The 24,635-nt window shown below is 35.7% G+C and carries 24 protein-coding genes; 8 read left to right on the top strand and 16 right to left on the bottom strand.

The window, feature by feature from the left end; all coding sequences use genetic code 11:
• Positions 1-5 precede the first annotated feature (5 nt).
• Positions 6-1,643, bottom strand: a complete 1,638-nt coding sequence (locus ACAM30_RS16390) for an OstA-like protein (protein WP_369618660.1) — start codon at positions 1,641-1,643, stop codon at positions 6-8.
• 364 nt (positions 1,644-2,007) lie between these two features.
• Between ACAM30_RS16390 and ACAM30_RS16395 the strand changes: the two genes are divergently transcribed.
• Complete coding sequence (locus ACAM30_RS16395; RefSeq protein WP_369615660.1) at positions 2,008-3,879, top strand: alpha-amylase family protein; 1,872 nt, start codon at positions 2,008-2,010, stop codon at positions 3,877-3,879.
• Between the two features lie 391 nt (positions 3,880-4,270).
• Here ACAM30_RS16395 and ACAM30_RS16400 read toward each other — a convergent pair whose 3' ends face one another.
• The 7 genes from ACAM30_RS16400 to rsfS all read right to left on the bottom strand — a co-directional run bounded on the left by ACAM30_RS16400 (position 4,271) and on the right by rsfS (position 9,892).
• Positions 4,271-5,050 carry a superoxide dismutase gene (locus ACAM30_RS16400; RefSeq protein ID WP_369615661.1) on the bottom strand — a complete coding sequence of 260 codons (780 nt, stop codon included), beginning with the start codon at positions 5,048-5,050 and terminating at the stop codon, positions 4,271-4,273.
• 8 nt (positions 5,051-5,058) lie between these two features.
• Entirely contained in the window at positions 5,059-5,328 is a 270-nt protein-coding gene (locus tag ACAM30_RS16405) for an acyl-CoA-binding protein (protein ID WP_070906669.1), read from the bottom strand.
• Positions 5,328-5,981 (bottom strand): phosphatidylserine decarboxylase family protein, encoded by a 654-nt coding sequence (locus tag ACAM30_RS16410; protein WP_369615662.1) that lies wholly within the window; start codon positions 5,979-5,981, stop codon positions 5,328-5,330. The genes ACAM30_RS16405 and ACAM30_RS16410 overlap by 1 nt, the downstream gene beginning before the upstream one ends.
• On the bottom strand, positions 5,971-6,858 hold the full coding sequence (locus tag ACAM30_RS16415) for a phosphatidate cytidylyltransferase (RefSeq protein ID WP_369615663.1): 888 nt from the start codon (positions 6,856-6,858) through the stop codon (positions 5,971-5,973). The genes ACAM30_RS16410 and ACAM30_RS16415 overlap by 11 nt, the downstream gene beginning before the upstream one ends.
• 1 nt (position 6,859) lies before the next feature.
• Complete coding sequence (locus ACAM30_RS16420; RefSeq protein ID WP_017496525.1) at positions 6,860-7,465, bottom strand: lactate utilization protein B/C; 606 nt, start codon at positions 7,463-7,465, stop codon at positions 6,860-6,862.
• Between the two features lie 114 nt (positions 7,466-7,579).
• Complete coding sequence (gene ftsH / locus ACAM30_RS16425) at positions 7,580-9,505, bottom strand: ATP-dependent zinc metalloprotease FtsH (protein ID WP_369615664.1); 1,926 nt, start codon at positions 9,503-9,505, stop codon at positions 7,580-7,582.
• 15 nt (positions 9,506-9,520) lie between these two features.
• Positions 9,521-9,892, bottom strand: coding sequence for a ribosome silencing factor (gene rsfS, locus ACAM30_RS16430; RefSeq protein WP_017496527.1), 372 nt, complete (start codon positions 9,890-9,892; stop codon positions 9,521-9,523).
• Positions 9,893-9,985: 93 nt separating this feature from the next.
• On the opposite strand from rsfS, the gene ACAM30_RS16435 reads away from it, so the two are divergent.
• Positions 9,986-10,714: a biotin--[acetyl-CoA-carboxylase] ligase gene (locus tag ACAM30_RS16435; RefSeq protein ID WP_369615665.1), complete on the top strand. Its 729-nt coding sequence runs from the start codon at positions 9,986-9,988 to the stop codon at positions 10,712-10,714.
• Positions 10,715-10,878: 164 nt separating this feature from the next.
• Here the strand turns inward: ACAM30_RS16435 and ACAM30_RS16440 are convergent, their stop codons facing one another.
• The gene (locus tag ACAM30_RS16440; protein ID WP_369615666.1) at positions 10,879-11,271 is read right to left on the bottom strand and encodes an SRPBCC family protein; all 393 of its coding nucleotides are present in this window, start codon (positions 11,269-11,271) and stop codon (positions 10,879-10,881) included.
• Between the two features lie 128 nt (positions 11,272-11,399).
• Positions 11,400-12,044, bottom strand: coding sequence for an orotate phosphoribosyltransferase (pyrE, locus tag ACAM30_RS16445; protein WP_202704426.1), 645 nt, complete (start codon positions 12,042-12,044; stop codon positions 11,400-11,402).
• A gap of 7 nt (positions 12,045-12,051) precedes the next feature.
• On the opposite strand from pyrE, the gene ACAM30_RS16450 reads away from it, so the two are divergent.
• On the top strand, positions 12,052-12,660 hold the full coding sequence (locus ACAM30_RS16450) for an NUDIX hydrolase (RefSeq protein WP_264529689.1): 609 nt from the start codon (positions 12,052-12,054) through the stop codon (positions 12,658-12,660).
• Positions 12,661-13,119: 459 nt separating this feature from the next.
• Positions 13,120-13,350: a DUF4287 domain-containing protein gene (locus tag ACAM30_RS16455; protein WP_264523566.1), complete on the top strand. Its 231-nt coding sequence runs from the start codon at positions 13,120-13,122 to the stop codon at positions 13,348-13,350.
• A 114-nt stretch (positions 13,351-13,464) separates the two neighbouring features.
• On the opposite strand, the gene ACAM30_RS16460 is transcribed toward ACAM30_RS16455, so the two are convergent.
• The 3 genes from ACAM30_RS16460 to ACAM30_RS16470 all read right to left on the bottom strand — a co-directional run bounded on the left by ACAM30_RS16460 (position 13,465) and on the right by ACAM30_RS16470 (position 17,928).
• Entirely contained in the window at positions 13,465-13,959 is a 495-nt protein-coding gene (locus tag ACAM30_RS16460; RefSeq protein WP_369615667.1) for a hypothetical protein, read from the bottom strand.
• Between the two features lie 555 nt (positions 13,960-14,514).
• Positions 14,515-16,242 (bottom strand): M14 family metallopeptidase, encoded by a 1,728-nt coding sequence (locus ACAM30_RS16465; RefSeq protein ID WP_369615668.1) that lies wholly within the window; start codon positions 16,240-16,242, stop codon positions 14,515-14,517.
• 273 nt (positions 16,243-16,515) lie between these two features.
• Positions 16,516-17,928 carry a PLP-dependent aminotransferase family protein gene (locus tag ACAM30_RS16470; protein ID WP_369615669.1) on the bottom strand — a complete coding sequence of 471 codons (1,413 nt, stop codon included), beginning with the start codon at positions 17,926-17,928 and terminating at the stop codon, positions 16,516-16,518.
• Positions 17,929-18,027: 99 nt separating this feature from the next.
• Between ACAM30_RS16470 and ACAM30_RS16475 the strand changes: the two genes are divergently transcribed.
• The 4 genes from ACAM30_RS16475 to ACAM30_RS16490 all read left to right on the top strand — a co-directional run bounded on the left by ACAM30_RS16475 (position 18,028) and on the right by ACAM30_RS16490 (position 21,727).
• Positions 18,028-18,486 carry a cupin domain-containing protein gene (locus ACAM30_RS16475; protein ID WP_369615670.1) on the top strand — a complete coding sequence of 153 codons (459 nt, stop codon included), beginning with the start codon at positions 18,028-18,030 and terminating at the stop codon, positions 18,484-18,486.
• A gap of 19 nt (positions 18,487-18,505) precedes the next feature.
• Complete coding sequence (locus ACAM30_RS16480) at positions 18,506-19,387, top strand: dihydrodipicolinate synthase family protein (RefSeq protein ID WP_369615671.1); 882 nt, start codon at positions 18,506-18,508, stop codon at positions 19,385-19,387.
• 234 nt (positions 19,388-19,621) lie between these two features.
• On the top strand, positions 19,622-20,971 hold the full coding sequence (locus ACAM30_RS16485; protein ID WP_369615672.1) for a DEAD/DEAH box helicase: 1,350 nt from the start codon (positions 19,622-19,624) through the stop codon (positions 20,969-20,971).
• Positions 20,972-21,280: 309 nt separating this feature from the next.
• Positions 21,281-21,727 carry a hypothetical protein gene (locus tag ACAM30_RS16490; RefSeq protein WP_369615673.1) on the top strand — a complete coding sequence of 149 codons (447 nt, stop codon included), beginning with the start codon at positions 21,281-21,283 and terminating at the stop codon, positions 21,725-21,727.
• Between the two features lie 158 nt (positions 21,728-21,885).
• Here ACAM30_RS16490 and ACAM30_RS16495 read toward each other — a convergent pair whose 3' ends face one another.
• From ACAM30_RS16495 to ACAM30_RS16505, 3 genes are all read right to left on the bottom strand, one after another.
• On the bottom strand, positions 21,886-22,464 hold the full coding sequence (locus tag ACAM30_RS16495) for a PhnA domain-containing protein (RefSeq protein ID WP_369615674.1): 579 nt from the start codon (positions 22,462-22,464) through the stop codon (positions 21,886-21,888).
• Between the two features lie 132 nt (positions 22,465-22,596).
• A complete protein-coding gene (coaD, locus tag ACAM30_RS16500; RefSeq protein ID WP_369615675.1) occupies positions 22,597-23,055 on the bottom strand; it encodes a pantetheine-phosphate adenylyltransferase in 459 nt (152 codons plus the stop codon).
• 142 nt (positions 23,056-23,197) lie between these two features.
• Positions 23,198-24,169 (bottom strand): D-alanine--D-alanine ligase, encoded by a 972-nt coding sequence (locus ACAM30_RS16505; protein WP_369615676.1) that lies wholly within the window; start codon positions 24,167-24,169, stop codon positions 23,198-23,200.
• Positions 24,170-24,635 lie beyond the last annotated feature (466 nt).

A 24,635-nucleotide genomic window follows, 5' to 3' on the forward strand; every position in this document is an offset into this window, starting at 1 on the left:
GAAAACTATTTTTTAGTTTTACCCTTAGAGTTTACAGTGGTTTTCACTGCGGGTTTCTTTTTGCCGTAATCCAGGGTTTCTTTTCTTACTTTTAGAGGTACGTTTTTATCTTTAGATTCTTCGTCTTTTCCTTCCTTAATGAGTTTATCGTTCATTTCATTTTCTTCAGCGGTAAAGATATCGTCTTTCGATTTTATTCGTTCGTCACCTCGCCATCTTAACCCCCTTAGTTTACGTGCATTCTCTGGTAAATCGGCTTCAGGATATACATCGCCGTCGACTTTGTTGAAAAAGGTGATCGTTTCAATATCGTTATTTTCGATAATCAGATTGATTTTACTGCTTACATTTTTATTGATTCCAATCAGCTCATGTTCATCATTTCGCATGTAATAGATTACTTCAGTATTTTTGATCACGTCGACATCATGCAGTTTTCCGTCCCTGAATTTTCCAAATAAATTGAGCCCCTTGACCTGATTGTAGCCAGTTCCGAGGGTATCCCGTGAGACTATAAAAGTATTATTGAGGACTTTTAAAGAGTCTAACTTCTTAGTGTTTTTATCGCCAATAAGATGCATGACATCTCCGGTTATCTGACTTTCCCCATTCCAAAGAATTGGATTTCCAATTAGTTTGGTCAATGCAGTCTTGGAATTTGAATGAATGGAATCACATTTTCCACTCATGTCAATTTTGTAGAATCGTACATTGTTATAGGCTCTTAGAATACGTTCACCTTCTTTTCCGGTAACCATTAATTTTTTTCCGTGAATGTAAACTGAATCTTTTTCGACCAGATTAATGGCTACGGCTCTTTTGGTTACAAACATGGAATCTTTAAGTTTATAAATCTCGGCATAATGGCCTTTTACAATTCCGCGATTGATGGAGTCCGTGATTTTTACATTTCGGGTTGCAGAGGCAAATTCAATATTTCGATTGTAGTACAAACTGTCCCCCTCTATGAGACGATCATCGTATTTGATGTAAGATTTCCGTAAAAAATGTGCGAGATTCTTCTTGGTGTCGTAAAATCCCCTTTCTGTATAAATATAATTAGATTTACTGGTAATGGTTGAAGGGCCAAGTAGATAGGAGTGTCCTGAATTGCTGTAATAATCTAAGTGATTTGATTTGATTACATATTTCGGATTGGTAATCGTAACGGCAGTCAGGAACTGAAATTTTTTCTCAGCCACAAAATACCTTCCCGATTTACTAACCAATGTATTGTCTTTGTTGATGATAGTTCCTTTGGTGTTGTAAAATACCTGCTGAATATTTCGGTCAAAGTTTATCGTATCCGTACTTAAAGTGGCATCAGGCGAACTCATGACAGCATCACCGGTTGCAAAAGCTTTTTTTACATTACCGCTGTATTCGGCATATTTACTGTTTAGAAATAAGGTGTCACCTTGTACCAATTGTACATTTCCAAAAGCTTTAAGATAATTTTCTTTTTGAAAGAAATAAGCTCTATTACAGGTCAGTACGACTCCGTCATGATTTACTTTTACATTTCCGATTAGCAGTAAAGCACCTGGGATTTCGTTTTCGTTGATTTCTTGAAAATCAGCATTTTCAACAATTATTGTTTTCGGTTTTTGAGCAAAAAGGTGTTGTGCGCTTAAAAAAAGCAAACAAAAGAATATGAAAAATAGTAATTTCTTCAATGGATTAAATTTTTGTCAAATTTATGAAAAAGGTTAGAACCTTTATGGATATTAAGATTAATTTATTAGTACGGATTTTTTGAATGGACTGATAGGTTCAAATGAAAAAATCTAAATCAATTTGATGGAAAAATGCTCGTTTGGTTTTGAGCTTAATTTATCAACAAAACCCAGTACTCTTACGTTGTAGTAGGTGATTTTGTATCGCTATTTATGCAAAAATGATTTTTAGGTTTTCCTGAGTTTAAAAATTAGTCTAAATTTAGGAAATGGTTTTCAGAATCAGGAATATTATTTCCGGTTTGAAGATCAATCAGATTATAACGTAAATATGATAAATAAGAAATTTTTTGTTGCGGGACTTGCTGTGGTTCTGCTGTTTTCGGCCTGTAAAACCAAAGATCTAAAAATGAATACAAGTAAAGAAAAGAGTCCTAAAGACACTAAGATTGTGGTCTATCAGGTTTTTACGCGTTTGTTTGGAAATAAAAACACCACTAATAAGCCATGGGGGACGATCGAGGAAAATGGTATTGGAAAATTTAATGATTTTACAGACAAAGCGCTGCATGAAATTAAGGATTTAGGTGTTACCCATATTTGGTATACAGGTGTTCCGCATCATGCATTGGTGGGGGATTATAAGGCGTATGGAATTTCAGATGATGATCCGGAAGTGGTAAAAGGCCGTGCAGGATCTCCGTATGCTGTAAAAGATTATTACAATGTAAATCCTGATTTAGCAGTGAATCCGGCAAACAGATTACAGGAGTTTGAAGCGTTAATCGATCGTACGCACAAAGTGGGATTAAAGCTGATTATTGATATTGTACCCAATCATATTGCAAGAAAATATGAAGGTAAAAGTAATCCGGCGGGAGTAAGAGATTTTGGAGCCGATGATGATGTGAGTATGGAGTATAAACGAGATAATAATTTTTACTATATCCCAAACAATCATTTTGAAATACCAAGTGGAGATATTCCGTTAAATGGAGAAAAAAATGTACTTATTGACGGGGTATTTAATGAGAATCCTGCTAAATGGACCGGTAATGGTTCGAGAAAAGCAAAGCCCGATCAAAACGACTGGTATGAAACCGTAAAAGTAAATTATGGAATTCGCCCTGATGGAACAAAAGACTTTACTGAACTTCCTGAGGGTTTTGATCAAAAATCGTATCAGGAGCATTTTGCTTTTTGGCAGGACAAGGATGTTCCGGATTCCTGGAAGAAATTCAGGTCTATTGCTTTGTATTGGATTGACAAAGGAGTAGATGGTTTTCGTTATGATATGGCTGAGATGGTGCCGTACGAATTTTGGAGTTATATGAATTCGGCAATTAAAATGAAAAATCCGAATGCCTTTTTATTGGCAGAAGTTTACAATCCAAAAGAATATCGCAATTATATCCGTTTGGGAAAAATGGATTATCTGTATGATAAAGTCGAAACTTACGATAAGTTGAAAGATGTTATTCGTGGAAAATCACTACCTGATGGATTATCGGATATTCGGAAAGGAATGGAAGATATTGAACACCATATGCTTCATTTTTTAGACAATCATGACGAACAGCGATTAGCGAGTCCTGAATTTGCAGGAACTCCCGAACGCGGAAAGCCGTTAATGGTGGTTTCTACAACAATTAGCAGCTCGCCAACCATGGTTTATTTTGGACAGGAAGTAGGTGAAGCAGCAAATGAAAATGCCGGTTTTGGTGCGCGTTCCAGAACATCGATATTTGACTACATCGGAGTGCCAAATCATCAGCGTTGGATGAATGAAGGGAAGTTTGATGGAGGACAGCTTTCGGATTCGGAAAAGAAGCTGCGAGATTTTTATAAGAGATTGTTGAATTTCTCGCTTAAAAGTTCGGCTTTAATGGGAAGTTTTCAGGAAATTCAAACTGTAAATCGTCAAAATAATATAGATTATGACGATTTAATCTATTCTTATGTACGTTGGTCAGAGCATCAAAAACTGATTATTGTGACTAATTTTTCTTCAGAAAAAACAAGTGAATTTGATTTGAAGATTCCTTCGGATATTATTGCAAAATGGAACCTGAGAGATGGAGTGTACGGTCTTAAAGATCAATTGTACGGGAAGAATACCGCGCAATTAAAAGTAAGTAATGCTGAAGGAGTGGTGAGGGTGAAAATAATGCCTTCGGAGTCGTTTATTTTTGAATTGAAGTAGTTGTGAGATATCTCTAAAAAAAAACGCTGAAAGCCTTTAAAGCATCAGCATGGTGCAACGCACTATGGGGGAAATTAAAATTGATTGTTACCCTGAAAGGGTAAAAGCAAACACACACAAAGTTTGTTTTTTTTCTGCAAAGAGACAGATTGTATATTTTTAATGAATTGTTGTAGAGTAAACTTGTTAAGAACGGTTTACTGAAGATTAATCTTTGCTCTTACAGGGCTAGATAGTTTGTTTTTCTTATCATAGTGCTTTGCACTATGTTCTTGCTTAAGCTCTTTCAGAACATATTTTAAACAAGAATATCTTCTATTCTATGTAATTTTATCTGGTTATTAGACATAAAAAAAGCTGAGACTTAAAATGGTATCAGCTTTTTTATGATTTATACTTTTTTGACTTTCTTCAAAGCCTCGATGTAATTTTCGTTTACCTTCTCCCAGTTAATATGCTGATAAAAAGCATCAATATAACTTCCTTTTCTGTTTTGGTAATCCAGATAATAAGCATGTTCCCAAAGATCGATTCCTAAAATTGGGGTTCCGGGAATCAGAGCGTTTTTCATTAAAGGATTGTCCTGATTTTCAGTAGTTGTTATCTGAAGTTTTCCGGCTTTGTCAACAATCAGCCAAACCCATCCGGATCCGAATTGTTTGGTTGCCTGACCTTTGAACTGGCTGGTTAGATTACTGAGAGAACCAAATTCTTTATTGATAGAACCTGCCAAAGTATCTTTTGGGGTTTGTTCTTTTGGTGTCAGGATATTAAAATAAAGCGTATGATTGTAGTATCCTCCCGCATTTTGACGAAGCTTGGCATTGCTAAGATCCATTTTTTTAAGAATATCTTCAATAGGCAGATTTTCAAACTCAGTATTTACAATTTCTTTGTTGAAATTGTTGGTGTAGGTTAAATAATGTTTTGAATAATGTGTTTCCAGAGTAAGAGTTCTTATTGCAGGGGCCAGGGCATCATAAGAAAATGGCAGTTTTGTCAATTCAAAAGAACCCGGGTCTGCTTTTACATCATTTGGGGATCCAATGGTGATTTTTTCTTCTTTTGTTGGCAAAGGAACTTCAACTACTTCAGTTAGCTTATTGTCATTACATGAAAATAATAGAAAGAATGAAGCCAAAATGCTAAAACGAACAATGTTTTTCTTCATAATGTTAGTTATTTTGATGTTAGTGAATTAATGATTGCGATATAGTTTTCTTTGGCCTCCTCAGCAGTAAGATGACTTATTTGCATCCAGGCATTTGTTTTGAAAGCATTTCGTAAATCAAAATTATCAGATTGATTGTACACGGCTGTCCCAAAAGTAGCTTGTTTGTAATAGGCATAAAGTCTTAACTGCACGTCTTGCGGCAGCGTAGCCTGAGTCATTTTTAAAGCGGTCTCAACGGCCTCTGAAAAACGAGTATCTAAATCTTTTTCAGTCATTAAGCTTTTGTAGCGATGATGGTTTTTCCACCAATTGCTTTTTGGTTTAATACTACATTGATTGGAGTACCTAAAGGTAAAAATAAATCTACTCTTGAACCAAATTTTATAAATCCGGCATCTGTACCCTGAACAACCTGCATACCTTCTTTAGCGTAATTTACAATTCTACGTGCCAAAGCTCCTGCAATTTGTCTGTACAATACCTGTCCGAAAGTTTCATTTTCGATTACAACCGTTGTTCTTTCGTTTTCTTCGCTTGCTTTTGGATGCCAGGCAACTAAAAACTTACCAGGGTGGTATTTGCTAAATTTGATAATACCGTCCATCGCGTAACGCGTAACGTGTACATTAATCGGTGACATGAAGATAGATACCTGAAGACGTTTGTCTTTAAAGAATTCTCCTTCATAAACTTCTTCGATAACCACAACTTTTCCGTCTACCGGAGCAAGAATGTGATCGCTGTTTCTGATTGCGATTCTTTTTGGATTTCTAAAAAATTGCAGAATGATAATTAATACTAATAAACCAGCTATCTGAACCAATATTCTTAGCCAATTGATATCAATGAATTTTTCAGCAATTAAAAGTACAGCTACTGCGAAAACAGTACCTAACAAAATGGATGGGCCTCCTTCTTTATGAAACATAATATAAAATTTGATAAAATAAAAATATAATTGGTGCTACAAATATAACACTATCTAGTCGATCTAATACGCCTCCGTGACCCGGCATGATGGAACCGCTGTCTTTTACTCCGGCAACTCTTTTGAATTTGGATTCAATCAAATCCCCAATAGTTCCAAAGATACTTACGATTAAAGCAATAATCATCCAGATAAGAATAGATTTAGAGCTAAAATCTGCTTTTGGCTGTATGTATAATTTTGAGATTAAAAATCCGGCAAAGGCAGCGAAAACTACTCCGCCAAGGAAACCTTCAATTGTTTTTTTAGGTGAAATACGTTCAAACAATTTATGTTTTCCCATTGATTTTCCAACTAAATAGGCAAAGGTGTCATTGGTCCAGATTAAAACGAATAATCCGATGATGATTTTTGGATTGTAATCTTTGATACCAAATGAAATTTTAGTGATAAAAAGAAAAGGGAGTGTTACATATCCAAGTAGATAAACATATTTGGATGCTTTACTGATGATTTGTGTGTCATCAAATAAAAATACGATGCATTTTACAGATACGATCAGAGTAATGAGGAGCAGTGCTGAAAAAAGCTTTTCAGTATCGACCGTAATTATAATATTTTCTTTAATTGTTTTGCTAATGTAGTTTTCAGTTTCGGTTTTGTAAAAACTGATTAAGGCTACGGTACTATAGAAAAGTGAAACAAATAAAATCGAAAATATTTTATTGATTCCAACTAAATTACAAAATTCATAAGTGGCAATAATCAGAAAGATGCCAAAGAGAATAATAAAGCTTTCGGTAGAAAACAGAATAGAAGTTAGTAATAAAGCGATATAAACAGCACCAGAAATGGTTCTCTTGAGTGTTTCGTTCATCTTAAAGGTCTTCTAAGAGCAATAAATACAAGTTTTTGGCAACACTTCCGTATTGCGTAAAGTCTTCTTCTTTTGCTTTTTCGAAATATTTTATTGTGGTAATATTAGTAGGGTAGTCTCTTTCGTACTTGCGTTTGATGGCGCTTAATCCATCACTTTTGATGGAAAGTATCTGACTTGTTGTAGCAATAATAACAATGTTTGCAGGTAATTCGTTTGGTTTGTCCTGTCTGATTTGTTTAGATGAAAATAAAATAGAACCTTCGTCGGCAATCAGATTCTCACAAGTGGCAAGTAAAAATTTTGGGTTTCTTGGCGAAAGATAAAGTAATTTATTTTCTTCCAGTAAACTAAAAAGTGCCGGTTCATAGCACAGTACTTCGTTTTCGAACCAGTCGTTTTCTTCTAAAATGTTCTCAAATTGTTCCGCAACCTCTTGTTTGTTTTCACAATATAAGAACTTACCTCCATTTTTCTTGAAATTAAAAATGAATCTTTCATCTATAGATAAATGACTGTCAGGAGCTTGGTTTGCCCCGTATTCACTTTCATGTTCTTCATCAGAAGCAGGCTCGCTGGAACCAAATATTTTTTTGAAAAAATTCATTTTATATGAAATACTTTACATGTTAATTGAAAACGTTCAAAGATAAAAAAATCTTAATTCAAAAGGGTGTTTTGAATTAAGATTTTAAAAAATATTACATATTTACTGAATTATCTATGAAACCACTTCTTCTAAATTTTTATCAAAAGTGCGTTTTCCGAAGATAGCTTCTAAGTCATCTTTAAAAATAACTTCTTTTTCAATTAATATGTCAGCTAGCTGATTTAGCTTGTCTTTGTTTTCTTCAAGAATTTCAATAGCTCGTTGGTACTGACCTTCAATTAATTCTGAGATTTCTTTGTCAATGATTTTTGCAGTTTCGTCAGAATATGGTTTTGAAAAATTGTATTCGCTTTGACCACTTGAATCGTAGTAAGTAACATTTCCAATTTTATCATTCAAACCATAGATTGTTACCATAGCACGGGCCTGACGAGTAACTTTTTCTAAATCGCTCAATGCTCCGGTCGAAATTCGGTCAAAAGTAACTTTTTCAGCAGCTCTTCCGCCCATAGTAGCACACATTTCGTCCAGCATTTGATCGGTTCTGACGATTTGTCTTTCTTCCGGTAGGTACCAGGCTGCTCCTAAACTTTGTCCACGAGGAACAATAGTTACTTTGATTAGTGGTGCGGCATGCTCTAACATCCAGCTTACAGTCGCGTGACCAGCTTCGTGAATAGCAATAGCTCTTTTTTCTTCCGGTGTAATGATTTTGTTTTTCTTTTCAAGTCCGCCAATGATCCTGTCCACAGCATCAAGGAAATCTTGTCTGTCTACAGCTGTTTTGTTATTACGTGCAGCAATTAATGCAGCTTCGTTACACACATTAGCAATATCAGCACCAGAGAAACCAGGAGTTTGTTTGGCTAAGAAATCAAGGTCAAGACCTTCTACTTTTTTGATAGGAGCTAAGTGAACTGCGAAAATTTCAGCTCTTTCACGAATGTCCGGTAAGTCGACAAAAATTTGTCTGTCGAAACGTCCGGCACGCATTAAAGCTTTGTCTAGTACATCAGCTCTGTTGGTTGCGGCCAGTACAATTACGTTAGAGTTTGTACCAAAACCGTCCATTTCTGTTAGTAATTGGTTCAATGTGTTTTCTCTTTCGTCATTTCCGCCTGACATATTGCTTTTTCCTCTTGCTCTACCAACGGCATCAATTTCGTCAATAAAGATGATAGCAGGAGATTTTTCTTTGGCTTGTTTGAATAAATCACGCACACGTGATGCACCGACACCTACAAACATTTCAACGAAATCTGAACCTGATAGCGAGAAGAATGGAACCTGAGCTTCGCCTGCAACTGCTTTTGCTAATAATGTTTTACCGGTTCCCGGAGGTCCTACTAATAAAGCTCCTTTTGGGATTTTTCCTCCAAGATTAGTGTATTTCTCAGGGTTTTTTAAGAATTCTACAATTTCTTGTATTTCTTCTTTTGCACCTTCTAAACCTGCAACATCTTTGAAAGTAGTTTTAATGTCTGTTTTTTCATCAAACAATTTAGCTTTCGATTTTCCAATGTTGAAAATTTGTCCGCCACCGCCACCGGCACCTCCCGACATTTTACGCATAATGAAGATCCATACACCAATAATGATGATGATTGGTAGCAGACTAATTAAAATGTCGCTCCAGTTGTTTTTCTGTAAGAAATTAAAGTCTTTCAGTTTTCCTTCACCAACTGCTTTTTCAAGTTTTGTTTGAAAGATTTGATCGTTACCAATTTCTAAAGTATAATGTGGACCTTTATTTGGTCTTTCAAAAATATCTTTAGCCACTTTTTTATTAGCCGCGTCTTTAAGAGCCGCAGCGTTTAAATATACTTCAGCTTCAGCTTTGTTATAAACGATTACTTTTTCAATTTGTCCTTTTTCTAATAGAGTATTGAATTTAGAAGAAGTTAATTGAGCAGGTTCGCTTAAGTTAGATCCACCGGTTGCAAAACTTATAAATAAAAAAACCAGAAGTATTGCAGTATATATTAACCAGGGACTTATTTTAAATTTACTCGGATTTGGATTATTATCTTTAGCCATTAGAAGAAATTTTCTTTAGTATTTGTTTTCGATTGTAGTTATTTTGGCATCACCCCAAAGGCTTTCGATGTTGTAGTATTCTCGAATGTGTTTTTGGAAAACATGCACAACAATGTGTACATAGTCCATAAGAACCCATTCCGCATTATCGGTTCCTTCTACATGCCAGGGTTTGTCCTTTAAATCTTTTGATACAGTTTTTTGAATTGAATTTACAATGGCATTAACTTGGGTATTTGAACTTCCGTTGCAAATGACAAAATAGTCACAAACTGCAGTGTCTATTTCTCTTAAGTCAAGAATATCGATATCATTTCCTTTTACTTCTTCAATCCCTTTGATTATGTTCGCCAATAGAACATCATTATTAACAGTCTTTTTCGCCATGAATTATTTTATATGAATTTGTAAAGTTACCAAATTTTGTGATTATTTTTGAACCTTAACAAAATATTAAATTAAGTTATTTAAATTACTTAAATGAAACTAATCAAACTCGATGCCATAGATTCTACAAACGATTTCCTTAAATCTTTGTCAAGTCAGGATGAACTGGAAAATTTTACGGTAGTAACGGCTGAAAATCAGACAAAAGGCAAGGGGCAGATGGGAGCTAAGTGGCAATCTGAGGTGGGTAAAAACTTAATTATGAGTGTTTTGGTGAGAGATTTTGTCTTTCATAATGAGCATGTTTTTAATCTTAGTGTTATAGTGTCTTTAAGTGTAATCGAAGTGCTAAAATCTCTAAATATTCCTGATTTAAGTATAAAATGGCCAAACGACATTATGTCATACAATAAGAAAATTGGTGGCATACTTATTGAAAATACCCTTAAAAGTGATGGCAGGATTGTGTCAGTCGTTGGTTTGGGTTTAAATGTTAATCAGACTAATTTTGAGGAATTGCCAAATGCTTCTTCGTTAGCAGTGATTTCGGGTAGTCGTTTTGAGAAAGAACTTTTACCGCATTTGATTGTAGCGAAAATGAAGGAAAAAATAAGGATATGGGAGGCTGATGCTAAATACTTATGGTCTGTTTATTTTAATTCATTGTTCCGAAAAGGTGTTCCAATGCCGTTTAGGAACCTCGAGAATCAGAACTTCATGGGAATTATTCAAGGGGTGTCCCCTGTGGGTAAGATTCAAATTCTGTTAGAAGACGATTCCGTTTCTGAGTTTGATATTAAGGAGATTCAGATGCTTTATTAGAAGGTTCTGAGTTGCTAAGGTTCTAAGGTTTTTCTAGAGGTTTAAAAGGGGGTAAAATTACAAGGGGTCGAAGGTTTGGAGATTTTCTTACATATAAAAATGAAAAAAGCCTGATCGTTAAATCAGGCTTTCATTTATAATTCACAATTAACAATTCATCATTATTAAAGTTTAGTCATATTATTTGCTAAAGTTTCGATGAATTTGCTGATTGGTCCTTTGATCATCATAGCCATCATAGCGTTGAATTCTCCTTCAAAAAACAATTGAACCGCACTTTCTGAATCAGAAACGGTGTCAATATTTGAAGTTAAGGTAAATGGAAGTTTATCGCTCGCAGCTCCCAAAACAATTTTGCTTGGTGCGGTTTTATCTTTCATTTTAAGTTTTATTTCCGGCATGCCTTTCAAGCCAAAAATAAAAGCGTCTTCGCCAATTACTTCAAATTTAGCAATGTTATCCGGCATTAATTTTTCGAAATTCTTTACGTCAGTCAATAAGTCAAATAAATCCTGAGCTGATTTCTGAACGGTAACTTTTGGACTTTCTAAGTTCATATATTAATTTGGTTTTTTAATTTTTATTTAACCACAAAGGGCGTTAGGGATTTTTAAATAAATTCCAATTTGTAAATCCCAAATTCCAAAAGGAGCGTAGCGACTTTTAGAAAATTTAAAATCTAAAATTACTCCTGTCCCCAGGTGGATGGACTCACGTTCCATTCTTGCAGGGTAGATTGTTGTTCTTCGCTGATGTATTGTTTTTGAACCGCTAGATCCAATAAGTTTTCGTAATTGCTTAACGTATACAAATCAATATTAGCATTTTTAAAGTTTTCTTCAGCAACATTAAAACCATAGGTAAAAATGGCTGCCATTCCTTTAATATTAGCTCCTTCGTTGCGTAAAGCTTCCACAGCCATCAAACTACTGTTTCCTGTACTGATTAAATCTTCTACTACGACAACATTTTGACCTTTTTGTAAAAAACCTTCTACCTGATTTTGTCTTCCGTGTTTTTTAGCTTCAGGACGCACATATACGAATGGTAATCCAAGGCTTTCGGCCACAAGAATTCCAATTCCAATTGCTCCGGTAGCAACTCCGGCAATAACATCCGGTTTTCCAAATTGTTTTTCTATATTTTTCGCAAATTCATCACGAACGTAATTTCGGATGCTTGGAAATGAAAGAATTAACCTATTATCACAATAAATAGGAGATTTCCAACCTGAAGCCCATGTAAAAGGATTTTCGGGATTCAATTTAATTGCATTTATTTGCAAAAGCAATTCGGCTGTTTTTTCGGCAGTATCTTTATTAAAAATCATAGTACAAATGTATAAAGTTTTTGTGAACGACAAACCACTTTTTTTGACAAATGAAATCTCGAGAGAGACTAATTTTCAATTATTCTTGTTAGAGAGTATTGATATCGAGCAGCTTATAGTGAAAATCTTTCAAAATAAAATTCAAAAAGCTTATTTGTATCATCCTGACGAAAAGGAGATTATGAAGACCTTAAAAGCAAAAATTCCTGTAAGTAAAGCTGGGGGAGGTTTTGTGTACAATAAAAGAGGTGAAGTTTTATTTATCTTCAGAAATGGAAAGTGGGATTTGCCTAAAGGCGGAATCGAGAAGGGGGAAGAAATTGAGGCTACGGCTATTCGTGAGGTGGAAGAAGAAACAGGCGTGAGTCAGCTTCGTATTACCAATAAACTTCAAAAGACGTATCATGTTTTTAAGCGTAACGGAAAGTACAAACTTAAAATCACGCATTGGTTTGAAATGCATACTGACTTTGAAGGGACTCCTCATGGTCAGGCTGAAGAAGGGATTGAAAAAGTAGCGTGGTTAAATCCGGAACAAATAAAAGAAGCTTTGAAAAACTCTTACGAAAACATTAAGTTGTTATTTGAAGAGGAAAGCGAAATTAAAGTAGAGTAAGGGAAAAAAGTACGGCTATTCATTACTTGTACTAATTTTTAAAAATGAAAAACAGATTATAGAGATTTTTTTATATCGATATTCGTTAATATCTGTCTAATCATATGCAGATTAAAACGGATTTTTTATTAATCTGTCTAAAAAATTAAGAGTAGTATATCTGTTTTAATCCGCGTTTTTACGAAGTAAATCCGTTTAATCCGTGTCATAAATATGCTTTGTTGAATTAGTAATTCGTTTAGCGGATAGTTATAGAAAATAGTACTACCTCATCATTTTCTGGTATTTTTTTAGCACTTTATAATAATAGGTATGTCATCGTGCTATCGACGGTGTTTAGGTAGCCGGATTCTGTTCCCTACTTATAGTTGTTTTTGCAGTAAAAGCTAAGAATAATCTTGGTAATATTTCGGTTTAATTGTATTTTCGTTTGTCTATTAATCAACTAAACGAACTTTTATGTCATTTCAAGCGTATTTAAAAACAATCAAAGAGAAAACAGGCAATGGTCCGGCCGAATTTAGAGCTTTAGCAGAACAAAAAGCATTCACTCAGGAGGGAAAACTCAAACCCGAAGTAAAAGCCGGAGATATTGTGAACTGGCTTAAAGCGGATTACGAATTAGGACAAGGACATGCAATGGCAATTTATGCTTTACTAAAAGGTATTAAAGACGAAAATAGCCAGTAAGAAGGTTTAGCCAGTACAAAAATTAAAATTTAAATTTTTGCTCGTGATGCGTTTTTTTTTAGGATTTTGAGCCTTGAAATAGACCTGTTCACGAGCAAATTTTATTACTATCGATTATTCAAACTGATAGAAAGCATCGTCGATTAGGTACTCAATTTTTAAGAATTTATGAGTGAGTTCTGTAATCTCTTCCTGAAAGTTTTCGGAGTTCAATGTAACCCAGCCTTCCATTAGGGTTAGCGGGCCATGATTTGTAGTTACATTTGGCCAGTTTGCTTCATGTTTTTTAAATAATTTCCTGAAGACTTCGGCAAATTTTCGACTCTCGATAGTATAAACTTTAAATTTTCTAAGTTTTAAAGCGTGGATGTTGTACATCATTTTTTGCTTTTCGATACTAGAGTCATTCACCCAAATTGAAAAGAAAATTCGTGATTCGGCTGTCAGTGCTTCCTGCGGATTGGTTGACCATGATCTTTTGTACAGTTTCAGGAATACGGAGTCTAAGTATAGACCAACTGCAACTTCGATTGATTTTTCGTCTAATGTTTTTCGATCTATACGGTCGGCGGCTTTTTGAAAGTCCTCGAGATAAAAAGAGGTATTCATTATGGTTTTTGGTTTAAATTGGTTTAATGGTATGGTTATAGTTTTAACAAATATAAACGAACTGTTTGATAATCTGCATGTTTTTTGATCAATCAGGACCAATCATCAATGTTTAAAACCTCTAACTTTAGAAGAATCTTAGCAATGGTGTAGCGTAGAAGAGTACAAAAGAATTGTAAATATTATTTGACTGTAGAGATACGAAAGTCTAATCTCAACGAAAAAATGTTTCCGAAGTTTTGTGTGGTGTTTTGTAAAAGTTGAATAGTTCTCTTTTAGAAAATACTTTGGGTTGGGTTGCTTTTGCCCTTTCAGGGCAATGTTTGCGTTTAATTTAATTCGTAGTGCGTTGCACTACGTTGTTGCTTTTTGGGCTTTCAGCCTATTTTTGAGTTTGTATTTATCTAGGAAGAGTTTGTACTTCATAATTTATAAATCTTAAAAAATTAAGTTTCAATTTTAAGAAAGTTTCATTCGCAAAGCTTTGCGATCTTTATTTTTTTTAACACTTAAAAAAATAAAGAAAACTTGGCGCTCTTTGCGGTTAAAAAAAAACTACAAAACCCTATAAACAGGGTACTGCAAATGCGCCTTTTCATAATAGGCCGAATGTTTGTAAATCCAGTCTAATTGCGCCTCCGGATTTTTAGCAAATTCAGGATCAGTTTGTTTTTTATTTTCCAGTTCGGCTTTTAAAGTTGAGTTTTCTTTTAGGAGTTTAGCCGCAGTATCTTCAAAAATGTAGCTTGAGTAATGTTCTTTTTGCTGTAAAATGGTATCAAAAAAGTTCCAGTTGAAGAACGAATCAACACCTTCGGGTTCAAAGGCTTCCAGAATATATTTTACACCTTTTTGGTTGGTTGGCACGATATAATCTCCTTTGGCGAAAGCCACTTTAACGATTTTAGAAGTTACAGTCGTATTTCGGTGTAAATAATGTCCTTCGTATGCAGACGGGACGGTTTTAAAATCGGCAATTTTATAGCTTTCCACTTCAATGATGGTGTCGTTTTTAAGTTGGGTAAACGAGATGTTGTTGTTCTTCAAAAGGTCAATTATATTCCAGTAACCACGTGGAATGATATAAGCAGAAGGTATAACAACGTCTTTTACTGATTTGAATTCTTTGATATAAGGTACGTCTTTTTTATACGGTTTACTTCGATCGTAGTACAAGCGATTTCCGGTTGTAGCCTCGCTTTTTTTATAAGCTGCTTCATAACCCAGGAACGGAAAGGTGGTAGCTTTGGTGCTGTCCAGCTCCCATTTTAAAGTGTAAGATTTTTTAGGCTGGTATTGTTCTAAATTCTTTACTCTTAAATCTTTTATTTTTTGGTAATTCGCATCGGTGTAATCTAAAGTAGATTTTGTGTATTCGTAAGTCATTTTTACACGTTCGGCATATTTTTTCAGCATGTGTGTTTCAACCACAAAACCAATGGTGTTGAATAGTGAAGTATAACCCGTTGTATATCGTGGACTATCCACAAACTGACCAAAACCTTTGTCCGGAGTGTCTTTAAACGAATCTACGTATGGGGTTGTTTCAATTTTCTTTTGCTGTAAATCTTTTACCAGAGCCGGCATCATTTGGGTATTCATAAAATCACCTAAAACGGTTCCCAGTTTGTTGTGCTGCGTCATGATATAGGTTAGTTTGTATTGATAATCAGAACCGTTACTCACATGATTGTCAATAAAAACGTCGGGATTTATTTTCTGAAAAATTTCTACAAAACTTTTGGTGTTTCGCGTATCGGATTTCATTAAGTCACGATTCAAATCGTAGTTGCGGGCATTTCCTCTGAAACCATAAATTTCAGGACCATCCTGATTGGCTCTTGTGGTCGAATTTCGGTTTAGTGCACCTCCAATATTGTAAACGGGTATGGTAACCAAGACGGTATTTTTTGGGGCTTTTATTTTTCCTGTTGCCAGATCTCTGTAGAATTGCATGGTGGCATCGATTCCGTCAGGTTCTCCGGCATGAATGCCATTATTGATAAAAAGCACGGCTTTGTTCTTTTGAATTTTCTCAAAATCAAACTCTCTTTCAGGATTGTAAGTGATCATGTGTAAAGGCTCTCCGGAATCGGTTAGTCCCATTTCTTTGATTTGAATCGTTGGGAAATCTTGCGCTAAAAGTTTGTAATATTGAATCGTTTCCTGATACGTAGCGGATTGATTTCCGTTTCCTTTTTCAAAGAAAGTCTCATATTTTTTATTGTTTTGAGCGAAAAGGGTTAAGGTGAAAAGAGAAAGGAGAAATGTAAAAAGTTTCATGGTTTTGGTTTTGTTAGCAATAATCAAATATAGGTTTTTTGTTTCGAGTTTCAGGTTTCAAGTTTCAGGTTTCATATAGAAATGTGATTAAACTTTGCGTAGACTTTACCGCAAAGACGCAAAGGTTTACGCAAAGTTCGCTAAGTCTATCACAAAGCTTTGGTAACTTAGGGTTTTTATAAAATCCCAGATAGTAAAAAACTTAGCGTTCTTTGCGGTTAATCTTTTACCTTCATTCAAAACCTGAAACTTGAAACCTGCAACAAACAAAACTCACAACAACTTAGCAAGTTCGACGATTCCGTCTTCGATTTGTTTTTCGGTTAAAGAGGCATAGCCAAGCCTAAAGCCTTGTACAGGTTGGTTAAAACTGAATTTCTCGGGTGTTATTATTTTGATTCCTTTAAGCAGCAACTTGTTTGCAATTTCAGAAATGTTAACGGGTGAGTTTGGAATTATCCAAAATGCGAGGCCTCCTTCAGGTTTAGTAAAAGAGGTTTTGTCTTTGAGGTATTTGTTGCAAATCGTTTCAAAATAGTCGCGTTTTGCTTTGTAAATAAGGGTTGTTCGTTTAAGATGCCTTTTGATCTCGCCTTCATTTATGAGTTGTAAAACGGCTTCTTCCATAATGTTATCACCCTGTACATCAATTATTTTTCGGTGTTTGCCCACTTTTAAAATGGTTTCCCGATCACTTACCAAATATCCGATTCGTAAGGCTGGTGCTACAATTTTACTCAGAGTACCTATGTAAACCGTGTTTTTGGCATTGCTGTAACTTGAAATAGGAAGAACCGGTCTTTGTCCAAAATGAAATTCATGATCATAATCGTCTTCAATAATGGTAAAGCCGTATTGATTGGACAATTCGATGAGTTTTAATCTTCGTTTGAGGCTTAGGGTAACTGTGGTTGGAAATTGATGATGCGGTGTTACGTATATTGCTTTTATGTTGTTGAATTTTTTCAGATAGGCTTCGACCTCATCAACCTGTAAGCCTTCTTTGTCGACATTTACTGGGAGTAATTTAGCTCCACTGCTTTGAAATGTTTCCCAAGCGGCCTGATACCCCGGGTTTTCGACCATTACGTAATCGTCTTTTGATAATAAGCAGTTGGAGGTTAGGTACATTGCCATCTGGCTCCCACGTGTGATGCAAATTTGATCCGGAGTAACATTCATGCCTCTTTTAAAATTGAGCATCTGTACAATGGCTTTTCGAAACTCCAGATTTCCATATTCGGTACTGTATCCCATGATCTGCCAACGCGATTTTCGGTTAAAAATCTGTCGGTAGGCTCTGGCGAGTTCGTTCATTGGTGCAATTCGGCTATCGGGGATTCCATCATCAAAAACGATAAGAGGCTGCTTTTCTTCCTCGGTATAGTTTACTTTTTGCTTTTGATCGATACTTTTGGACGTCAGTGGCAGAATGTCGGCTACGAAAGTTCCTTTTCTTTCTAATGTAATGAGCCAGCCTTCGGCGATTAAGACGTCTAAAGCTTCAATCACAGTATTTCGGTTGACTTTTAGCAAGCCTGCAAGCTGTCGGCTGCCGGGCAGTGCATTACCGCTGTTGAGCATTCCGGTTTGAATGGCCTCTATGATTGCATCAGCGATTTGCAGATAAATGGCTTTTGCATCATTTGCGTTGAGTTGAATTTCTAATTGCCAAGGTCGTAACATCTGGACTATTTATTTATGTTAAAACTGTATCAGTTGAGTAGTCCAAAGTTAAGATAATTTTGTGGAGCAATAATGCAAAACACAATAATTATTAAAGTTATGGAAACTAAAAAACAATTTTCATCCAAAGATTTTCACGAAACTTTTGCCAGACCCACTTTTGTGATGCCTGAAAAATTAATTCATAAAAACGTAGAGCAAGCCGGAGTTCACAATCAATTTTCGACCGAGCGAAAACATCCGGTTTTTTTTGTAGATCTCCCAAGTAAGAATGTGAGTATGACTATTGGCGGTTTATTACCGGATCAATTGACAAACAGACATCGTCATACGTATGAAACCGTTATTTATGTGATTGAAGGGTATGGGTATACCGAGATTGAGGATATAAAAGTAGAGTGGAAAGCAGGCGATGCTGTTTACATTCCGAGTTGGGCGTGGCACAGGCATCAAAATTTAAGCAGTGAAGCATCGGCGAAATATATTGCCTGCGAGAATGCACCGCAGCTTCAGAATTTGGGTGTGGCATTAAGAGAAGAAGAAGGCAGGGATCTTTAATTTAAAACAATTGAAAAACATGAAAAACAATCTATTCAAAGGCATTATTGCTTATCCGATTACTCCGTTTGATCAAAATGAAAAAGTAGATATCACTTTGTATAAAAAATTACTGGAACGTTTAATTGTTTCTGGTTGTCATGCTGTAGCTCCGCTTGGAAGCACGGGTGTAATGCCTTATTTGTCAGACGAGGAAAAAGAAGCCATTACCATAGCAACAATGGAACAGGTCAACGGTAGAGTTCCGGTTTTGGTTGGCGTATCAAACCTGACTACTGAGAAAACCATTTATCATGCGAAATTTGCCGAAAAAGCAGGTGCCGCTGCCGTAATGATTATCCCGATGAGTTACTGGAAGCTTACAGATAACGAGATTGTTCAGCATTTTGATGCAGTAGCAAAGCAAATTTCGATTCCGATAATGGCTTACAATAATCCTGCAACGGGAGGGGTAGATATGTCACCGGTTTTATTGAAAAGACTTCTCGAGATTGCGAATGTAACTATGATAAAAGAAAGCACTGGAGACGTTCAGAGAATGCATTATCTAAAGCGGGAATTGGGTGATGATGTTGCTTTTTTTAACGGTTCGAATCCGTTGGCATTGGCAGCATTTTCGGCGGGTGCAACTGGCTGGTGTACGGCAGCGCCTAATTTAATTCCGAAATTGAATCTGGATTTGTATCGTGCGATTGAGAACAATGATTTAGAGGTTGCGCAGAAAGTATTTTACAAACAATTGAATCTTTTGAAGTTTATCGTCAATAAAGGTTTGCCACGAGCTATCAAGGCAGGTTTGGAAATTCAGGGAGTTGACGGGGGCTTTTTGAGAAGTCCGTTGAAACCGTTGACCAAAACTGAAATTGAAGAGTTTAAGTTGATTTTGAAAGAATTGGATTAGTAATGTGTCGATTTTTTTAACCGCAAGGCACGCTAAGTTTTTTTAAGCCTATTTTTTTTAAAGAGTAAAGAACGCAAGGAACATAAAGCTTTGCGTTCTTTGCGTTTGTCAACGTTTCTAATTAAAATAAACTTAGCGTGCCTTGCGGTTAAACTTTCAAGTAGTTAAGATTTGAAACTTGAAACCTAAAACTTGAAACCCGAAACAAAAAACTATTTTGACTACTTTTGCAGAATGAATAGAAAACACCATTCCAACAACATACTTTCAAATTTAGGAATTGAGAGCCTAAATGAAATGCAAGAGGTAGCACAGGATGCTATTTTAAATGATAATAATGTTTTATTACTTTCTCCAACAGGATCAGGAAAAACACTGGCTTTTTTACTGCCTATTTTAGAGTTGTTACAGCCTGAAATTCTTTCGGTGCAATGTTTAATTCTAGTGCCTTCCCGTGAATTAGGTTTGCAGATCGAGCAGGTTTGGAAGAAAATAGGAACTCAGTATAAAGTAAATATTTGCTACGGAGGTCATTCTATTGATACCGAAATTAAAAATTTAAGCAACCCACCGGCAGTTTTGATTGGAACTCCCGGAAGAATTGCCGATCATATTGACCGCGATACTTTCCGCACCGATAAAATTCAGACTTTGGTTCTGGACGAGTTTGATAAGTCTTTGCAGCTTGGTTTTCATGAGCAAATGTCCTATATCATTGGAAAATTAACAAAACTGAACAAACGTGTTTTGGTTTCGGCAACTTCTGACATTGAGATCCCAAAATACACCAGAGTAGTCAATCCAACTGTTTTGGATTTTATTCCGGAAGAAGAAGAAAAAACGAATCTTTCGATGAAAATGGTGGTTTCACCTGCTAAGGATAAACTCGACAGTTTGTTTAATTTGATCTGTTCACTGAAATCACAGTCTGCGATTATTTTTTGTAATCATCGTGATGCAGCGGAACGCATTAGTGATACTTTAAACGAAAAAGGGATTTATTCTACGTATTATCATGGCGGAATGGATCAGGAGGAGCGTGAGCGTGCACTGATTCAGTTTAGAAACGGAAGTATGAGTTATCTGATTACTACCGATTTGGCTGCCCGTGGATTGGATATTCCGGAAATGAAGCACGTCATTCATTATCATTTGCCTTTAAAAGAAGATGAATTCACGCACCGAAACGGTCGTACGGCACGTATGCAGGCTTCAGGAACAGCTTATATTATTGTTCACGAAAGCGAAAAACAACTGGATTATATTGATTACGGGATGGAGGTTTTAGAGGTTGCCGGCACTACAGTTTTACCAAAACCACCTCAATTTCAAACCATTTATATTAGCGGCGGAAAGAAAACCAAATTGAACAAAATAGATATTGTAGGTTTCTTTTCTCAAAAAGGAAAACTTGAAAAAGGAGATTTAGGTCTTATTGAAGTAAAAGATTTTGTATCGTTTGCTGCCGTTAAATACAATAAGGTAAAAGATTTGCTTAAAAATATTAAAGACGAAAAAATGAAGGGCAAGAAATTCAAAATTGAAGTTGCCCGTAAAGTGATCAAGAAAGAGGAGGAGAGGTAATCTTTCCGGTTCTGTCTTTTTTGACGGATGTTTTTATGGGAATCTTTATAAGAGTTCAAAATTTAAGTGAAGTTTTGAGTCTTAATTTGACGTCAAATAATATTAATTTTGAGTGTTTTTAAATCTGTTTTTTGAGATGCTTTGGTTTTTAATTAATTGTATTTCAGTGGTTTATTTTGTGTTTTTGTCGCTCTTTAAAGATGCCTTGTTAAGAGAGATTACAGGGTGATAAAAAATAAGGACGAAGGCTTTAATTTATCATATTTTCTGCGTTTCTTGTGCCCGTAAATAATAAACCCCAAATTAATTATGAAAAGAATTATTACGATTGCTATTTTGTTGTTTAGTGTTGTGTCTTTTGCACAAATTAAAGTTATTGAAACTGTACCGGTTGAAAAATTAGGAAAAGTAAATAACAACTACATTCAGAAAATTGGAGATGAGTACACGGTGTATTATACGAGTATTCAAAATGATGATGAATCATCAAGCCTAAGAAAATTTACATTTAAGAATGTTAACAACGATTATGCAAGTCTTTACAACATTATCATGAATGGTTTCACGGCAAGCCCTTTGTATGATATTAAATTAGAATTGCCTAATAACTATATCTGGTTACATTACACAGGAAGTGTTGTTCCGGAAAAAGCTACGGTACAATTTATGGTTTCTTCAAAAGAGGCTTCTGCTGCAACTAGCAGTGTTTCTGAGCCATTTGTAAAAGATCAGATCAATAAATTATTCCAAAGATAGGTTTAATTGTAAATCACTAAAAAAAAAGGCTATTCAGGATTCTGAATAGCCTTTTTTTATTGTTTTAGAGTTTTTTTTGTTTCAGGTTTCAGGTTTCAAGTTTGAGGCTGCAGACTTAGCACCTCAGCACCTCAGCAGCTTAGAACCTCAAAAAAAAACTATATTTTCTTCACGTATTGGGTAATAATCACGATTTGCTGACCGTCAACTTTTCCTTCAATGTATTCGGCATTTTCATGGTCTAAGCGGATGTTACGTACAGCAGTTCCTTGTTTGGCCACCATACTAGATCCTTTTACTTTAAGATCTTTGATTAAAACTACAGAATCACCATGTTCTAAAATAACACCGTTACTGTCGCGATGAACGATTTTATTTTCGTCGTCTTCGCCTTCTCCAGTAGCACTGGCCCATGCAAGTGTATCTTCGTCCAGGTACATCATGTCCAGTAATTCCTGCGGCCAACCGGCACTTCGCATGCGGCTTAACATTCTCCAGGCTACCACTTGTACAGCAGTGTTTTCATTCCACATACTGTCGTTAAGACATCTCCAGTGGTTTAAGTCTACATTGTCCGGATTTTCGATTTGGTCGATACAGGTATTGCAGGCCAATACAGCTTCATCTATTCCGCCTTTTTGAGTTGGCAGTACTTGGTAAACTTTTAAATTTTCTTCAGCGCCGCAAAGTTCGCATTTAGCTCTGCTGCGTTTATTTAATTCTCTTTCGATACTCATTATTTAGTTTTTATTTGAAGTCGCAAACTTACTTATAATTGATAAGGGTTACAAGTTTGTGTGTTTTAGATTATTCTTTAGAAAATAATGGAATAATATAGAATTCAATTCGTATGATTCAGGTTGTACCTTTTATTTTTGAACCCTAACTGCATCCGGGACCAGCATTTCATATTCTCCACCATGACGCAGCACATCGCGCACAATGCTTGAACTGATAAAGGAAGTACTTGCTGCTGTCAGTAAAAATACGGTTTCGATTTTGGATAGCTTTCTGTTGGTGTGGGCTATCGCTTTTTCGAATTCAAAATCGGCAGGATTGCGTAAACCTCTGAGGATGAAATTGGCTTTTAGTTTTTTGGCCAGATCAATGGTTAATCCTTCATAGGTGATCACTGAAACTTTTGGTTCGTCTTTAAAAGTTTCTTCTATAAAACGTTTTCTTTCTTCAAGTGAAAACATGTATTTTTTTTCGGCGTTGACACCAATGGCAATAACAATTTCATCAAATAAAGGAATTCCTCTTTTGATGATGTCTTCGTGTCCCAGTGTAATGGGGTCAAATGATCCGGGGAATATGGCTTTTCGCATTTTTATGGAGGTTCTAAGGTTCTGAGTGGCTAAGGTACTAAGTTTTTTTTGAGGACTTCGACTCCGCTCAGTCTGACCATAGTTGGATTACTAAAAAGGTTCTGAGATCTTAGTACCTTAGAATCTCAGAACCTCAGTCTCTTTAAGAAAGTGCTAACTCAATCGCATTCGTAAATAAATCTTCCAGTGAAATTCCTGCTGCGTGGGCTTGCTGTGGAATCAAACTTTCGGTGGTTAAACCCGGAATGGTATTCATTTCGAGCATATAAGGTTCGTTGTCTACAATAATGAATTCGCTTCTGGAGAAACCTTTCATTTTTAAGACTTCGTAAGCACGTTTTGCTGTTTCGCTTACTTTTTGAGTCAATTCGTCAGAAATTCGGGCAGGAGTAATTTCCTGTGATTTTCCTTCGTATTTGGCCTCGTAATCGAAGAAATCATTATCCGATACAATTTCGGTAATAGGTAAAACTTTAATTTCTCCCTGATAATTAATTACTCCCACAGAAACTTCAGTTCCGTCAAGGAAACTTTCGATAATAATTTCGTTATCTTCTTTATAGGCTACTTCGATGGCAATTGGAAGTTCAGCTTCTGTTTTTACTTTTGAGATTCCAAAGCTGGAACCAGCTTTGTTGGGTTTAACGAAACATGGCAAACCTACTTTTTTAACGATTTCAGCTGTATTGATTACATCTCCTTTATTTAAGTAATAAGAAATTGCCGTTTTAATTCCGTATGGTTTTAAAACCGATAATAAATCACGTTTGTTAAAAGTTAATGCTGCCTGATAGTAGTCGCAGGAAGATTGTGGAATTCCTAATAACTCGAAATAAGCCTGCATTAAACCGTCTTCGCCCGGAGTTCCGTGAATGGCATTGAAAACACAGTCGAAAGTAATTTTCTGATCGTTTACGGTTACTGAAAAGTCGTTTTTATCAATGGTAAATTCAGCGTTATTTTCGTCTACATAGACCCATTTTTCTTTGAAAATGTGGATACGGAATCCGTTGTATTTTGTTTTGTCAAGATATTGGTGTACCACGTTTCCGCTGATTAACGAAATTTTATATTCGCTTGAATACCCGCCCATGATAATGGCTATATTTTTCATTTTTTATGTGTTTAACTGTTTAACTGTTTAATCGTTTACTTGCGTATTTGTTTAATCGTTTGATTGTTTAACCGTTTGTCTGGCTGAGCGGAGTCGAAGTCATTTTGCAGAACTTCGACTTCTTCTAAGTATGTTTAACTGTTTATTTGTTTAATCGTTTATTTGTTTCAAGTTTCAGGTTTCAGGTTTTTGCTGCGAATTGCACTACTTGTTTTAATCGTTTGTCTGGCTGAGCGGAGTCGAAGCCCCGTTTGCTGAACTTCGACTTCGCTCAGTTTGACAACAGTGGCAGAACCTAAATCCCTAGCCCTGATGGGAGCGGCATCCTTTTGTGTACGCGATAGCGGATGCAAAAGATACAGCGGACAGCAGGAAAGAGCTTCTGAAAATTAAAATTGAAAAGCGCTTTATTTTCCATAAGAATGGCAATCAGACGACTTTCTTGTCTAAAACAAAATTATCATTT

The sequence above is a fragment of the Flavobacterium sp. CFS9 genome (assembly GCF_041154745.1).
In the GTDB taxonomy this organism is placed as follows: Bacteria; Bacteroidota; Bacteroidia; order Flavobacteriales; family Flavobacteriaceae; genus Flavobacterium.

Coding starts and splice junctions, on each gene's coding strand:
- ACAM30_RS16495 (WP_369615674.1), bottom strand. CDS start 22,464: ATGAGTATCGAAAGAGAATTAAATAAACGCAGCAGAGCTAAATGCGAA.
- ACAM30_RS16410 (WP_369615662.1), bottom strand. CDS start 5,981: ATGTTTCATAAAGAAGGAGGCCCATCCATTTTGTTAGGTACTGTTTTC.
- ACAM30_RS16440 (WP_369615666.1), bottom strand. CDS start 11,271: ATGAACTTAGAAAGTCCAAAAGTTACCGTTCAGAAATCAGCTCAGGAT.
- coaD (WP_369615675.1), bottom strand. CDS start 23,055: ATGCGAAAAGCCATATTCCCCGGATCATTTGACCCCATTACACTGGGA.
- ACAM30_RS16475 (WP_369615670.1), top strand. CDS start 18,028: ATGGAAACTAAAAAACAATTTTCATCCAAAGATTTTCACGAAACTTTT.
- ftsH (WP_369615664.1), bottom strand. CDS start 9,505: ATGGCTAAAGATAATAATCCAAATCCGAGTAAATTTAAAATAAGTCCC.
- ACAM30_RS16470 (WP_369615669.1), bottom strand. CDS start 17,928: ATGTTACGACCTTGGCAATTAGAAATTCAACTCAACGCAAATGATGCA.
- ACAM30_RS16415 (WP_369615663.1), bottom strand. CDS start 6,858: ATGAACGAAACACTCAAGAGAACCATTTCTGGTGCTGTTTATATCGCT.
- ACAM30_RS16395 (WP_369615660.1), top strand. CDS start 2,008: ATGATAAATAAGAAATTTTTTGTTGCGGGACTTGCTGTGGTTCTGCTG.
- ACAM30_RS16460 (WP_369615667.1), bottom strand. CDS start 13,959: ATGAATACCTCTTTTTATCTCGAGGACTTTCAAAAAGCCGCCGACCGT.
- ACAM30_RS16455 (WP_264523566.1), top strand. CDS start 13,120: ATGTCATTTCAAGCGTATTTAAAAACAATCAAAGAGAAAACAGGCAAT.
- ACAM30_RS16485 (WP_369615672.1), top strand. CDS start 19,622: ATGAATAGAAAACACCATTCCAACAACATACTTTCAAATTTAGGAATT.
- ACAM30_RS16450 (WP_264529689.1), top strand. CDS start 12,052: ATGTATAAAGTTTTTGTGAACGACAAACCACTTTTTTTGACAAATGAA.
- ACAM30_RS16420 (WP_017496525.1), bottom strand. CDS start 7,465: ATGAATTTTTTCAAAAAAATATTTGGTTCCAGCGAGCCTGCTTCTGAT.
- ACAM30_RS16490 (WP_369615673.1), top strand. CDS start 21,281: ATGAAAAGAATTATTACGATTGCTATTTTGTTGTTTAGTGTTGTGTCT.
- ACAM30_RS16435 (WP_369615665.1), top strand. CDS start 9,986: ATGAAACTAATCAAACTCGATGCCATAGATTCTACAAACGATTTCCTT.
- ACAM30_RS16480 (WP_369615671.1), top strand. CDS start 18,506: ATGAAAAACAATCTATTCAAAGGCATTATTGCTTATCCGATTACTCCG.
- ACAM30_RS16465 (WP_369615668.1), bottom strand. CDS start 16,242: ATGAAACTTTTTACATTTCTCCTTTCTCTTTTCACCTTAACCCTTTTC.
- rsfS (WP_017496527.1), bottom strand. CDS start 9,892: ATGGCGAAAAAGACTGTTAATAATGATGTTCTATTGGCGAACATAATC.
- pyrE (WP_202704426.1), bottom strand. CDS start 12,044: ATGATTTTTAATAAAGATACTGCCGAAAAAACAGCCGAATTGCTTTTG.
- ACAM30_RS16505 (WP_369615676.1), bottom strand. CDS start 24,169: ATGAAAAATATAGCCATTATCATGGGCGGGTATTCAAGCGAATATAAA.
- ACAM30_RS16405 (WP_070906669.1), bottom strand. CDS start 5,328: ATGACTGAAAAAGATTTAGATACTCGTTTTTCAGAGGCCGTTGAGACC.
- ACAM30_RS16400 (WP_369615661.1), bottom strand. CDS start 5,050: ATGAAGAAAAACATTGTTCGTTTTAGCATTTTGGCTTCATTCTTTCTA.